The organism is Halalkalibacter sp. HAAS-P013, from assembly GCF_056619925.1.
This window is the reverse complement of the sequence record NZ_JBWQTU010000008.1, coordinates 26,597-40,942: the sequence shown is the minus strand read 5'-3', so window position 1 is coordinate 40,942 and position 14,346 is coordinate 26,597. Positions and strand designations below refer to the sequence as shown.

General features: G+C 36.2%; 13 protein-coding genes. 2 read left to right on the top strand and 11 right to left on the bottom strand.

Annotated features, from left to right (window positions below; genetic code table 11):
• Window position 1: 1 nt before the first annotated feature.
• From AC1FXP_RS12005 to AC1FXP_RS11995, 3 genes are all read right to left on the bottom strand, one after another.
• A complete protein-coding gene (locus tag AC1FXP_RS12005; protein ID WP_480061641.1) occupies window positions 2–997 on the bottom strand; it encodes an ABC transporter permease in 996 nt (331 codons plus the stop codon).
• Window positions 998–1,332: 335 nt separating this feature from the next.
• Complete coding sequence (locus tag AC1FXP_RS12000) at window positions 1,333–2,820, bottom strand: glycoside hydrolase family 32 protein (RefSeq protein ID WP_480061639.1); 1,488 nt, start codon at window positions 2,818–2,820, stop codon at window positions 1,333–1,335.
• 188 nt (window positions 2,821–3,008) lie between these two features.
• On the bottom strand, window positions 3,009–4,010 hold the full coding sequence (locus AC1FXP_RS11995; protein WP_480061637.1) for a LacI family DNA-binding transcriptional regulator: 1,002 nt from the start codon (window positions 4,008–4,010) through the stop codon (window positions 3,009–3,011).
• Window positions 4,011–4,321: 311 nt separating this feature from the next.
• Between AC1FXP_RS11995 and AC1FXP_RS11990 the strand changes: the two genes are divergently transcribed.
• Together AC1FXP_RS11990 and AC1FXP_RS11985 are read left to right on the top strand one after the other, a co-directional pair.
• Window positions 4,322–5,485: a dicarboxylate/amino acid:cation symporter gene (locus AC1FXP_RS11990; RefSeq protein ID WP_480061635.1), complete on the top strand. Its 1,164-nt coding sequence runs from the start codon at window positions 4,322–4,324 to the stop codon at window positions 5,483–5,485.
• Window positions 5,486–5,721: 236 nt separating this feature from the next.
• A complete protein-coding gene (locus AC1FXP_RS11985; protein ID WP_480061633.1) occupies window positions 5,722–6,255 on the top strand; it encodes a CueP family metal-binding protein in 534 nt (177 codons plus the stop codon).
• A 54-nt stretch (window positions 6,256–6,309) separates the two neighbouring features.
• Here the strand turns inward: AC1FXP_RS11985 and AC1FXP_RS11980 are convergent, their stop codons facing one another.
• The 8 genes from AC1FXP_RS11980 to AC1FXP_RS11945 all read right to left on the bottom strand — a co-directional run bounded on the left by AC1FXP_RS11980 (window position 6,310) and on the right by AC1FXP_RS11945 (window position 14,345).
• Window positions 6,310–6,567: a hypothetical protein gene (locus AC1FXP_RS11980; RefSeq protein ID WP_480061631.1), complete on the bottom strand. Its 258-nt coding sequence runs from the start codon at window positions 6,565–6,567 to the stop codon at window positions 6,310–6,312.
• A gap of 15 nt (window positions 6,568–6,582) precedes the next feature.
• Window positions 6,583–8,580 (bottom strand): DUF6449 domain-containing protein, encoded by a 1,998-nt coding sequence (locus AC1FXP_RS11975; protein ID WP_480061629.1) that lies wholly within the window; start codon window positions 8,578–8,580, stop codon window positions 6,583–6,585.
• Window positions 8,555–9,454 (bottom strand): ABC transporter ATP-binding protein, encoded by a 900-nt coding sequence (locus tag AC1FXP_RS11970; protein WP_480061627.1) that lies wholly within the window; start codon window positions 9,452–9,454, stop codon window positions 8,555–8,557. Before AC1FXP_RS11970 ends, AC1FXP_RS11975 begins: the two co-directional genes overlap by 26 nt.
• Window positions 9,447–9,836: a GntR family transcriptional regulator gene (locus tag AC1FXP_RS11965; RefSeq protein ID WP_480061625.1), complete on the bottom strand. Its 390-nt coding sequence runs from the start codon at window positions 9,834–9,836 to the stop codon at window positions 9,447–9,449. The genes AC1FXP_RS11970 and AC1FXP_RS11965 overlap by 8 nt, the downstream gene beginning before the upstream one ends.
• Before the next feature lie 390 nt (window positions 9,837–10,226).
• Window positions 10,227–11,075 carry an SDR family oxidoreductase gene (locus AC1FXP_RS11960; RefSeq protein WP_480061623.1) on the bottom strand — a complete coding sequence of 283 codons (849 nt, stop codon included), beginning with the start codon at window positions 11,073–11,075 and terminating at the stop codon, window positions 10,227–10,229.
• On the bottom strand, window positions 11,051–12,148 hold the full coding sequence (uxuA, locus tag AC1FXP_RS11955) for a mannonate dehydratase (RefSeq protein WP_480061621.1): 1,098 nt from the start codon (window positions 12,146–12,148) through the stop codon (window positions 11,051–11,053). The genes AC1FXP_RS11960 and uxuA overlap by 25 nt, the downstream gene beginning before the upstream one ends.
• Window positions 12,111–13,574, bottom strand: a complete 1,464-nt coding sequence (gene uxaC / locus AC1FXP_RS11950) for a glucuronate isomerase (protein ID WP_480061619.1) — start codon at window positions 13,572–13,574, stop codon at window positions 12,111–12,113. Before uxaC ends, uxuA begins: the two co-directional genes overlap by 38 nt.
• An 87-nt stretch (window positions 13,575–13,661) precedes the next feature.
• Window positions 13,662–14,345, bottom strand: a complete 684-nt coding sequence (locus AC1FXP_RS11945; RefSeq protein ID WP_480061617.1) for a GntR family transcriptional regulator — start codon at window positions 14,343–14,345, stop codon at window positions 13,662–13,664.
• Window position 14,346: the final 1 nt, after the last annotated feature.

The window sequence follows — 14,346 nt, the reverse complement described above, 5'->3', positions numbered from 1 at the left end:
GCTACCATAAACCGTTACCTGATAGACGTTTTACTACTCTATTTACATACCATAACAACACTAGATTAATAATGGCATTGAATAAGCCAACCGCTGCTGCAAAACTATATTGAGCTTGTTGTAGACCAACTTTATACACATATGTTGGAATAATCTCTGCTGAACTTTGATTGAGTGGAGTCTGCAATAGATAAGCTTTCTCAAACCCTATATTCATGATATTACCTACTGATAAAACTAGTAATATCATCGCGATTGGAAGGATAGCTGGTATATCAACGTGTATAATTCGTTGAAATTTATTCGCTCCATCCATAACTGCAGCTTCATGAAGTTCAGGACTTACTGCTGCTAAAGCAGCAAGATAAATAATAGCAGCCCATCCTGTTTCCTGCCAAACACTTGAACCAACATACAAGGGTTTGAACCAAGAAGCTTCAGCTAAAAATCTAATAGGATCCATCCCAAATAACAATAATATATTGTTAACGATCCCATTGTTTGAGAAAAATACGTAGACCATACCGACTAAAACAACGACTGATATAAAATGAGGTGCATAGATGACAGTTTGAACAAACTTTTTATAACGTTTGAAAACTAATTGGTTTAACATTAAAGCGACAATAATTGGTAAGGGAAAGGTTAAAAGAAGTTGTAACACACTAAGTGAAAATGTATTGTAAATCAAATTCCAGAACTGATAAGAATCAAAGAAGCGAATAAAATGGTCAAACCCTACCCACGGACTCCCTGTAATCCCTAATCCTGGTGAGTAATCTCGAAATGCAATCTGTACCCCATACATTGGTATGTAATGGAAGATGATAAAGTAAAGTAATGTAGGGAATAGGAATAAGTAAAGCTCCCAATTCTGTTTAATTTGTTTCCACCGTTTGTTTTTCCTTGGTTTTGACGGTTCAGGTTTCGTTACTGAAGTTATTGGAACCTGTTCTATCTGAGGTGACATTTCTGCTCTTTTCAACGCTGGTTTCATCTTGACTCCCTCCCTAATAATAAATTACTTATTGTCATGGGCAGTGGTTTATTTAATCTTTAATCATAAAAAAATTAATACGTAATCGATTAACCAACCTATAAATTTACAGTCATTAGTTACACTTTATTTAAATCACAAGTAAATGTAACCGCATACAAAAGAGAAAATCGATTACGTAACGATTAATAATCTTAAAATACAATAAATTCTGAAAAAAGTCAATTGGATTATTTAAGAGTAAATCTTAATTTTGAAATTAACTAGTACTGTTACAGATTTATTAATACTCTCTCTATTATTTAGCTCTTTTTCTAACAGTAATAATGAAGTTTTTATTCCCATGTACTTTTTAGAGTATATAACTCTAAAGTGACAATTTTCACTTCACCATTCACAACATAAAACTCCATTTCCTTACTTTGATCTTCAGGAAAAACTAAATCTGTGATTACTGCTTCACCATCATTAAAAAATACTTCTACGGAGGATTTATCAACGAAAAGGTGCAATTTAAAAGTTTCTTGACTATTGTTTAATTGGAATGAATGTCTCCCCTTAAACTGATTACTAAATTCATGTTCTCCAGCATTTTCACGATCAACAAATAAGACATTATTCAAAACGTTATAACCAATAGCTGTCTCCTCTTTATTTGAAGATTGCCTTACTTTAAATCCAAACTCATCTGCAGTTAGGTTTTCTATTTCTACTACTATTTCAAATGTATTTTCTTTTTGACCCGCTAAAACATTTGCGTCTCCATTAACATATTGATTTCTAATAACATATTGATCTAGGCGTAGTGATTTCAATTCCGCTATCGGCTTTTGAAAAAGCTTTATCAAACCGTTCTCCATTTTTCTAAGTTCAACTTCACGGGGAATGGACATCGCACTACGCCAAGGACTCGTCGGCAGCTCATTAGCATACTTCCAATTACTCATCCATGCCATCCAAATTCTCCTTCCGTCTTTTTTAGGTATATCTGAAAAGGATTGAGCAGCGTAAAAGTCTTTCCCATAATCTACCCAATTAACTTCATTTGGACTATTTTCATTATGAAAGGTGACCCCATCAAATTCACCAATAAAGTACTGACCGCCAGAACCACCTGCAATAGCTCCATCGCCTAAATCAACTTGCAAAACCCATTTATTGTTGGCCGGTTCGCCATCTACGGACAATTGAAATAAGTCTGGACATTCCCAAACACCGCCATGTGCCCCCTCATCATTTCCAAACTCACTTAAATAAGTCCAGTCCATTAAATTATTTGATCCATAAAGCATAACTTTTTGACCTGCTGCAAGCACCATAATCCACTTATTTGTTTCATAATGCCAAAAAACCTTAGGATCTCTAAAATCCTTAATTCCTATATTGGGGATCACAGGGTTACCATAATATTTCACCCATGTTCTACCTTTATCCTTACTAAAAGCAATACTTTGGGATTGCACTTCTTCTTTGCAATGAGTAAAAATTGCCACTAATCCTTCATTTCCATGAAAGAACCCAGAAGTATCATTCCAGCCTACAACAACACTTCCCGAAAAGATGGTTCCCAAGTCATCTGGTTCAAGTGCGATAGGTAAATGTTTCCACGTAATCATATCCTTACTAACTGCATGGCCCCAATGCATGGGTCCCCACTGAAGTCCACCAGGATGGTATTGGTAAAACAAATGATATTCACCGTCGTAATACACCATCCCATTTGGGTCGTTCATCCAATTTTTCTTGGGTGTAAAATGAAATTGCGGGCGATATTTCTCTGAATAAAATTGAGTATTGTTATAAGTTTTATTTAAAACTGACATGGCAAACACTCCTATCAATTATGTTTTTAGGCTTAATTGAACTTGTTTTAAACTAGGCAAAGTCGATATTGCTCCCCTTCATTCTAGTCGCTATCTTATTACTCTTTTATTCAGGCTAAAATAAACATCACCCCCTTTTAAATAAAACGTAATCGATTACGTTTTATTTAAAAGGAGACAATCTCCTTTTATATCGATTCTCGTGAGATAAAATTAGTAGGTAATAAAATATTTTCTTCTCCTTTTTTCTCTCCCTCTTCAATCCTTTTTAATAATATGTTTACTGCTTTTTCACCCATCTCATAAGATGGTTGCTCGACCACCGATAATGGAGGTGTAGTAATTTTCATCCAATCATAATCATCAAAACCTATAATAGCAATATCACCTGGAATTAATATGTTAGATTCGTTGAGGAATTTAAGCGCCCCCATTGTCATAACATTGTTAGAAACAAATATCGCTGTAACCCCTTCTTCATTCACTAACTCTTCTGCTAGCTTATACCCTTCACTAAAACCGGGTGCTCCTTCTTTAATAAGCGATTGGTCCACTTGAATGCCGTACTCTTCAAGCGCTTTCATATAACCTGTTAACCTGTCGTTACTAGTTGATATTCCTAAGTGACCAGTAATAAAACCAATTTTTTGGTGACCTTTTTCTAACAGAGTACTTACAGCTTCAAAAGTACCAAGGTATCCATCAGACATAACAATATCACCATTATACCCCTCAGGTTTACGATCAATAAAAACAACAGGATAATCACCAGCGAAAGCGTCCTCATACTCACTATATTTAGAAGCTGTCGGGGCTATTATTAAACCATCAATTAACTGTGTATTGAATAGTTTAATCTGATCAATTTCCGTTATTAGATCTTCATGAGAATTCCCCAAGATTAGATTATAACCTTTCTTTTTCACAATAGCTTCTATCCCATTAGCTATTGACATAAAAAAGAAGTTTGAAGTGTCCGTATACACCATAGGGACAATGAGACCAATAATCATGGATTTTCGACTTCGTAAACTTTTAGCGACTAAATTCGGCTTATAATCTAATTGCTTCATTGCTTGATAAACTTTCACTTTTGTAGATTCTGAAACATACCTTGTTCCATTGATCACATGAGATACGGTTGCGGTTGAAACATTAGCAGCTTTAGCTACATCTTTAATTCTAGCCATAAACCTTCTCCTTTGAAGCGCTTTCTTTTAGGTGTTTGAAATTCACGTAATCGTTTAACTGAATATTATAACAAAGGTTTCGTCCTGTCAAACAAATTTTCAAACAAAAGATCTTTTTTCCAAAGGTGGAAAATTTTTTACGTATACTTCCCTAACCTTATGACATTATTACTTTAAAAACATCCCGCTCACTCTAAACAAATTAATTTTACTTATTTAAATTTTAAAAACTAAAATAATATATTAACTATTCTAATAAATTATTGTATAATCTCATAATGATGAAATTTTTATAGATTAGGAGAAAAAGTATGAAACGTTTTGGACTTTTGCCTCGTATTATTTTGGCAATCATTATTGGGATTATTATTGGTAAAGTAGCGCCTGATTGGACCGTAAGAGTGCTCGCTACGTTTAACGGACTGTTCGGGAATTTCTTAGGCTTTATCATTCCTCTAATTATTATAGGATTTATCGCACCTGGAATAGCTCAATTAGGAAAGGGAGCAGGAAAACTATTAGGGATCACTGCTGGAATTGCATACCTTTCTACCATCACAGCTGGTTTATTAGCCTTTTTTGCTACTTCTTCCATTTACCCTAATATTTTGCAGGTTGATGGTTTTCTAGCAAGTTTTGAAAATCCTGAGGAAGGCTTACTCTCCTCATTTTTCACAGTTGAAATGCCTGCTATCATGGGTGTAATGTCCGCATTACTCCTAGCGTTCTTGTTAGGATTAGGGGTGACATTCGTAAAAGGAGATACACTAACAAATGTTTTAGTTGAGTTCCGTGGAATTATTGAAAAGGTTATTACTGCTGTCATTATTCCATTATTGCCAGTCCACATCCTTGGCATTTTTGCGAATATGTCAAAAGCTGGACAAGTAGAAACAATCATGTCTGTTTTTGCGAAAGTGTTTATCTTAGTTATTATTCTTCATTTAGTTATGTTGGTATTACAATATACTGGTAGTGGAATCTTAAATAAAAAGAATCCTATCTCAATGATGAAAGGTATGCTTCCTGCCTACTTTACGGCACTGGGAACACAATCATCTGCCTCAACGATACCAGTAACATTAAGAGAAACGAAGAAAATAGGGGTACGTGAAAGAATAGCAGATTTCACAGTCCCTTTACTTGCTACCGTTCATTTATCAGGTAGTACGATTACACTCGTCAGCTGTTCTATGGCAATTATGTTTCTGATGGGAGACACACCTACAATCGGTTCTGTTCTACCATTTATCCTCATGCTAGGTATTACAATGGTTGCTGCTCCAGGAGTTCCAGGTGGTGCAGTTATGGCTGCTTTAGGTTTGCTAGAAACGATGCTTGGCTTTGACCAAACGATGATCACGCTTATGATTGCACTATACCTTGCACAAGATAGCTTTGGTACAGCTTGTAATGTTACCGGTGATGGAGCTATTTCAGCTTCTGTTGATCGGATTAATAAGATGACGAGTTAGGGGTTATTTTCACTCTATCCGACTTTTAAATTACTAAATAAGAAAAGCATTTGGCTTCCAGGTGCTTTTCTTATGCATTGATGTGAAAAATAGTGTGATAGTATTCAATTTATTATATGGAGGTGGCAATGTTCATAGCTTTGCCCTTACTTTCACAAGCACTCTCGTAAATCCATGGTAAAATACCCTTAGAAGTAAACAACAAAAAGAGAAAAAGAACAGGGAGAGAAACACAAATGAAACGGAAAATTTCTGTTATTGTTGGATTAGCTTTCGTTGCCATTGCTGTGTACTTTTTTACGGGAAACAGTGAAAGTGCAACAACAGATTATGACGTTGATAATATCAAGGAATTGGTACACGATTACAGCGTAGGCAACATTACAAATCAGTCCGCTTCGATCACGTCGCATGAACTGATTGTCACTGACAGTGATGGGACCAAAGTAAGCTATGACCTACCTGAGGATGAATTCTTTTTATCAATTGCGCCATATGTCAATGAAACCCACCCTTGACACAATCATAACTTGACAGGTTGTCAAGGAGAAATCGTGAACGAAGAATTTAATGTATACATTGAAGATATGGATGGAAATGTTTTAGTAGATGAAACAATGACCTCTCTAGCAAATGGATTTATTGATTTGTGGCTGCCACGAGAAAAAACGTACCATGTAACGATTACACATGGCGATAGAACAGCTGAGTCGGAACTTTCTACGTTTGAGGGAGACGAGACTTGCATTACAGATATGCAGTTGAAGTAACACAAAAGCACCTAGTGATTAGGTGCTTTTGTGTTTTGAACACGTTTATACCGATTAAACCTCAAACAACTCCCCTTCAATCAAACCAACCATTTCAATTTTGGCTCCTTCATTATACACATTCCCTACTATGGTGTGTTGAATCGAGACAATCGAATTCTTCTTTAGATATAGGTCGCCTATTAATTTTCCATCTAAGCAAAGTTTGGCTCCCGGTAATACAGTAAGATTTCCGTTGAATATTCCTGTTAATAAGGTATCGCATTCTACTACCAAATCCTCTTCTAGACCATTCGTACTAATCAGTTTCATGGTATCCCTCCTTAACTAAAATTGCTCTTTAATAAAGTCTGGGACTTCATCGTCAGGGAAAGTTTGGAAGTCTGGATACATATGCTGATGATAGTAAAAGGCAACAATGTAGGTTCCCTGACTGCTCCAAGATGATGTTCGCAGCAGTTCTTCAAGTTGTTCTGCATCGTTAATTCGTAACGTGTCATCACGACTTTCAAGGGTATGATCTAGATTATTTTCGTGAATATATTCGTAAACACTGCTATGATCATCGTTTTTAATAACAATCGCATAGGCTATGTCATCAGCCGTCATTCTTGCTTGATCTAACAGACCCTTTTGTTCGAGCCACTCTTCAATTTGAACATATGACTTTTTCCATTGAGAGCGAATTCGTTGGTTATTTGTCCATAAATATTCAACTTCTGCCCATGGAGCGCGATATTCATGGCTTTCTTCATACGACTCCTCTTCGATTTCCGTTTGTAAGAGTTGATGAAATTCATTCATTTCATCGGGGTCAGTAAGAACTAGCCTTTTTCCGCCTTGTGGTACGTTTAGTGCAATTCGATCTAACTGGGAAAGGTCTTCGACAGCAAGAACAGGGTTTTGGTTTTGTTTGTATTCTTGTGATTCCACAATTGGTTTATATAAACTTTCATATTGTTCTGCAGGAATACGATATTGTCTTACTATTCTCTCTCCATTTTTCAACTCATAACCAAATGCCACCAGACGGGTCTCTTCATTATTCTCTCGAATAGACGGCTTATCTGCAATAAGTTGTTCGTGGAAAGAGAGAATGTTTTTAATGTTAATCTCATCTTGATAAAAATAGTTAGGCCTAATTTCTCTCTCATAGCCATCAAAATAGCGTTCTTCATTGTCATCTAAAAAATGGACAGTGTCTGCAAAATAGATTTGATGTACTTCATCAATACTTGGGATATTTTTTTCAAAACCGATTACATCCATTTGAATGAAGAAACCAAAGATGATAACAGATACAGCATAAATGGCATAGCCTTTCCATTTCGTAAAGACTCTCCAGCTTTTTTCTAAAATCATCACGGCAAGAAAATAGCCAATGACAGATGCCGTTACATACCCAAAAACAATCCAACCTGGGGCATCGTTTGTAGTAGCCCCAAAGTATAATCCACCGACTAACATCGTACAGAATGTCACACCATATTTAAAAATAGGTTGTAACGGTCGAAACGCGATCGCTTGAGTAGCGGCTTCGACATTCCTTTTTCTATACATCCACAAGGAACAAAGGTAGAAAAAGATGATAAAAAGGAGATAGCCAACAAATTCTAGCGCTGTTAGTGATGTATGTGTCAATTCATTCACACGTACAAAAGGGACAAGCCTATCTACATTTTGGTTTAAATAGTAATCCGCAGACAACCCATACCATGAGAATTGGAGATTCATAAGAACAAGTATGGATATCCCAGCAGGAAATAGAAACATTATATAGATAAGAGCACCTTGCAACACAGACATCCCTGTTAGCATCGCAACAAACACACCTGCAATAAAGACAAATATATTAAAAAATGAAGTCCATGCCACCCATTCTAAGATAGCTTGAAAAGATAATAGTTCTTGTAATGGCATAACGCTTCCTAAAATTAATAGAACAATGCCTGTTAATAGAACAGGTACAAGCAAAATAAAAACACCTAGGATGACATGCAAATGATAAAGAGCTTCCCTTTTTATCGGTAAACTGTGCATGTAGTCACTAGAGAGCTTAACTTGCATATAACGAAAAATAAAAATAGAAAGCAAGACAGGCATTAAGAACAACAAAAACACTTGAAAAGCGTTTGAAATGGCGAATAAGCTTGTCGAGTCCCTTACAAAAATATGATGAAAATGCCCATCTCTTGAATAAGCCATTAAAATTTGTAATGGCAAAGCAAAAAGCAGGCAAAGGAAATAGGCAATTCCGACCCATCCGACACTTCTTAAATCTTGAATCATGATCCCCCGATTAAACGAGAATGTTTTCGATAGCATAGCCGACATCCCTCATTTCATAAATAAAAATCTCTTCTAGAGTGAGTGGTAAAATATCAAATAGAACAGGGTGGAACGTATCGATATGAGAGGTTACCTTATCCTGCTTCCCTCTAACAATATATAAACGCACACTCCCACGTTCTTCCTTATACAAAATATCAAATCCATGTAAGAAAACAGCTGGTACTTCTTGCTTGAAGGCAACCTGAATCTTATGAACATCCGATTTTAAATCATCCAAATCTTTTTCAATCCGTAGTTGACCATGATGCAAGATCCCCACCTGATCACATAGATCTTCTACTTCACGTAAGTTATGAGAAGAAATTAAGATTGTCATTTCGCGATCAGCAACATCTTGAACTAGCAAGTTTTTCACCTTTTGCCGCATTACGGCATCAAGACCATCAAAAGGTTCGTCTAAAATTAAGATGTCTGGCATCGTTGATAACGTAAGCCAAAAAGATACTTGTCTTTGCATTCCCTTTGACAGACGGTGTACCTTTTTGTTGACATCAATGTTGAAAACATCTTTTAAACTCTGAAACCGTTCCTCGTTCCAATTAACATACATACTTTTATAAAACTGTGCAGCTTGTTTAATCGTTGAGTTCGGGAAGAAAAATAACGAATCAGCAAGAAATATAATCCTTTGTTTCCATTGAACATTTTCAAAGATTGGCTCTCCACTAATCAAAATTTCTCCTGAATCTTGCTTATAAATACCGGCAATCATTTTTAATAACGTTGTTTTCCCTGCACCGTTTGAACCAAGCAGACCGTAGATAGATCCTTTTTTAATATGAAGATTGATACCTTGAACGGCTTCGAGATCATCAAATCCTTTTTTAATGTTCTTCACTTCAATCATGTTCTTCTCCTCCTTTCACCGATTTTTCTGCTATATCAAGTAAAGATAAAATATCTTCTTTCTTCATTCCTAAATACATGGCTTCCGATAACAGTTTAATCAGTTCTTGTTTCATTTTTTTCACCTTTTCCTCATTTATTGTTTCTGATTGAGGGGCTACAAATTTCCCTTTACCTGGAATCGAATAAATGTAACCTTGATGCTCTAGCTCCCGATATGCTTTTTGAATTGTATTTGGATTAATCGTTAATTGTTGCGAGAGAACTCTTACAGATGGCAGCTGCTCATCAGGTTGATAAACTTCGTGAATTATCAGCTCTTTCAATTTCTCAACTAACTGTTCATAAATCGGCTTCCTGCTACGAGTATCTAACTGAAACATGGCTTCCCCCTTTCTAGGCTGTCGACATTTGTACTAACTGAACTAACTGTACTATTTAACATAATACAGTTTTAATTATATATAAATTGGCTGGTTTTGCAATACTTTTCCAATAAATAAATCATTTTGATAACTGGCGCTAGCCTAATACTATTCCCCCAAACTTTGCTTAAAGGAATAACGTAATAGTATTGATATCTTCTCGTATTTGCCTAAATTAATGATCGACTTCAGCCGATAACATAACTTGTTTTTATTCCCAGTGTTACATTCTAAAAATCAAAAAACAGTGGAAATCTAGTAGCATAATAAGGTAATAAAACCTTTTCAACTTCCTAGATACCACTGCTTTTTTTGGTATTTCATCTATACTCTCGCTTAGATGTTGTATTACACTCCTGCATAGGATAAAAATCCTCCATCAACTGGAACGGTAATTCCTGTAATGAAGCCTGACATATTTTCATCTGACAGCCAAATTAATGTTCCAAGTAAATCTTCGGGCGTGCCGAATCTTTGCATCGGAGTATGAGCTAATATTTTGTGAGAGCGCTCTGTTAAGGAGCCATCTTCATTCGTCAACAATCTTTTATTTTGTTGTGTAAGGAAAAATCCAGGTGCAATTGAATTGACTCTAATCCCAACTTCAGCCATATGTACCGCTAACCATTGTGTGAAATTATCAATACCTGCTTTTGCCGCACTATAAGCTGGCACCTTCGTCATAGGAGACGGAGCACTCATCGAAGACATATTAATAATGGTTGTTCCTTTTTTATTTATCATTTTCTTTGAAAATACTTGAGTTGGAATAATCGTACCAATTAAATTTAAATTGAAGACAAATTGAAAGCCTTCTGTCGTTAAGTCGAAAAATGTATTTAGTTCCTTATTATCGAGATCCTCTGGTTTTAACGTTTCATTCGTTGTTGAACCATCAGGATGATTCCCACCAGCACCATTTATTAAAATATCACATTCACCGAGCTGTTCTGAAATGAGGGCTTCTGCTTCTTTCACACTTTCAACATCTAGGACGTCACAAGATACAGCCAGAGCCGTACCACCATTTTCACGTATTTCGTGTTCGACTAGCTTTCCTTTTTCAAGCTGGCGATTTAATATCGCAACCTTTACACCTTGCCTGCCAAGTTCTTTGGCCATCGCTCCACATAATACACCACTTCCCCCAGTAATAACCGCTACTTTTCCTTTCAAATTTTCATTGATTGGTAACATAACGCTTCCTCCTTTTTTGTTTGTTCAAGCAAATCCCATATACCCCATAAATACATAATTCCTAGCCCACGATCATAGAGCCCATAACCAGGTCTACACTTCTCTCCCCAAATATGACGACCATGATCCGGTCTTGCATATCCTGTAAATCCGATTTCATGATAGGCTTTCATAATTTCCAGTATATCAACGGTACCATCAGATGAACGATGTGACGTTTCTATGAAATCTCCATTCTCATATGTTTTGACGTTTCGAATATGAGCAAAATGAATTCTGCCTGCAAACTCTCTTACCATTTCAGCTACATCATTTGTAGGGTTTGCTCCTAAAGATCCACTACATAAAGTCAATCCATTAGCAGGGCGATCAACAAGATTTAAGAAGCGTTGAATGTTCTCTTTGTTAATGATAATTCTTGGCAAACCAAAAACAGAAAACGGAGGGTCATCTGGATGAATGGCCATTTTAATATTATTTTCTTCGGCAAAAGGAATGATTTCTTCTAAAAAGTATTGCAAGTTCGCCCATAAATCCTCTTCTGACACATCTTTGTATTGTTCAAAAAGCCTAGATAAGGATTGGAGTCTCTCAGGTTCCCAACCAGGCATTGTAAGTGTTGAGTTTCCGGCGATTTCTTTTACTAATTCCATCGGATCAAGATCTTCAATCTTGGCATTCTCGAAAAAGAGGGCTGTTGATCCATCTTCTAATTCTTTAAATAGGTCAGTTCGAGTCCAATCAAATACCGGCATAAAGTTATAACAAATGACCTTCACGCCAACTTGAGCCAACCTCTCAATTGTTCTTTTATAGTTATCAATATAGCGGTCTCTTGTCGGTAATCCCAGTTTAATATCCTCATGTATATTAACGCTCTCAACGACATCGATGTTAAAGCCATGTTGATTTGCTAAACTTTTCACTTCCATAATGCGATCTAACGGCCATTCTTCTCCTGCTGGAATATCATGAAGTGCCCAAACTATTCCCTCTACCCCTGGGATTTGTTTTACATGCTCTAAAGGGATTATGTCATTTCCTTCCCCAAACCACCGAAACGTCATTTTCATCGTTTTGTAACTCCTTCCTATCTACTTGTTCTAATCCTAGATAGTTTTCTATATTTAAATAGCTAATGTCTTTTACTATCTTTCCTAATTGTTTAAAATCAGCCGGATATTCTCCATTTTCAACCCACTTACCGATTACATTGCAAAGTATTCTCCTAAAATATTCATGTCTAGTATAGGAAAGAAGACTTCTAGAATCCGTAAGCATCCCAACAAAGTTAGACAATACCCCAACATTGGCTAACGTTTTAATTTGGTCTTCCATGCCATCACGCTGATCATTGAACCACCAAGCCGTTCCAAATTGAATCTTTCCTGGTACTTCATTTTGAAAATTACCAGCTAATGTGGCCACCATATAATTATCACGAGGATTTAAACAATACAATACGGTCTTTGGCAAACTATTACTTTTTTCTAACTTATCTAACAACTTAGCTAGATCTTGCGCATACGTAAAGTCGGCAATGGAATCAAATCCCGTGTTAGGTCCTACTTTTTCTATCATTTTTGTATTTACATTTCTAAGTCCACCAATATGCAGCTGCATAGCCCACCCCTTCTTAGCATAAAGTTGCCCTAAATAGACCATAAGTGCTGATTTGTATTGCACCACTTCTTCTTCATTGATTATTTCATTTGCTAGCGCTTTATTAAAAATCGTTTCTATATCAGATTCATGAGAGGTTCTATAGAAAGATGAATCTAATCCATGATCTGATAAACGGCATCCAACATCATGAAAATAATTCACTCGATCTTCCAATGCCTTCTTAAAATCTTGATAGGTAGCAATGTTTCTCTTTGAAACCAACTCAAGCTCTTTTACCCAATCGCTAAAAGAGTTCTTTTCAATATTTAATGCTCCGTCCGGACGAAACGTAGGCAAAACCTTGACAGAAAAAGTTGGATCTTCTTTTAGCTGCTTATGATAAAAAAGAGAGTCTACAGGATCATCAGTTGTACATAACGCCTTCACTTTAAATTGATTAATGATCTCTTTTGCTGTCAAATCACCTGTTTGCAATTCTTTATTACATGTTTCCCATATGAACTCCGCCGTTTCTGGGGTCAGAACTTCATTAATCCCAAAGCAACGCTGCAGCTCGAGATGAGTCCAGTGATAAAGAGGGTTTCCTATAAGGTTTGGAACCGTCTCTGCCCATTTTAGAAACTTATCTTTAACACTTTTTTCACCTGTCACATACTCTTCAGAAACTCCATTTGCTCGCAATGCTCTCCATTTATAATGATCATCACCAAGCCATACTTCTGTGATTGTAAAAAACCTTTTGTTCTCTGCTATTTCTTTTGCTGAAAGGTGGCAATGATAATCAATTATCGGCATATCTTTTGCATAGTCATGAAATAACCTCTTTGCCGTTTCCGTTTCTAACAAAAAGTCCTGATTCATAAATGAATTCACTTAATCACCTCAGTTATCAAGTTTTATCGCCTTAAAGACAGCGCTTTCAATTGTTGTAGCAAACAACCAGCTACCTGGCTATTTGACCTATTTAAAATACATAGGATAAACGTCTTTTAATTTTCCCTGATCTTCATTCACTAACGTTAGATGCTCTTTTATGATCATTTTAGCTTTGTTCGCATTCTTTTCTCGAATTGCATGAATCATATCCTCATGTTGTTGTAAAATTGTATCGCAATTATGTTTTTCTGTTAGACTAAGCATTCTAACTCGGTTTAAGTGAACATTCATTTGTAGGATGATATTCCAGATCCTTTTCTTTCCACAACCTTCAGATATGGTTTCATGAAACTCTTCATCAAGCTCAAAAAACTTCTTATAATCCTTCACTTCAACACATCGCTTTTGCATATAAAAATTAAACTCTAGTCTCTGCAAATACTCTGGTGTGAAGACGCTGCACGCTAATTCTATGGCAGCTCTTTCTAAATGCTCACGAATAAAACGAGCTTCCTCAACATGTTTTAAATCGATTAGCGCAACAAATGACCCTCTTTGGGGGAAGACTTCTAATAATTCATCCTGTACTAGCTTCACAAATGCTTCTCTGACAGGGGTTCTACTCACTTGAAGCATATCTGAGATTTCTTTCTCTGAAATGTTTAACCCAGGTTCAAGTTTCAATGAGATAATGTTTTCACGTAAAATGGTATAAACATAATCGCGTGTTGAAGCGAATTTATTTCTTTCATCCAGTTCCAAAATCACA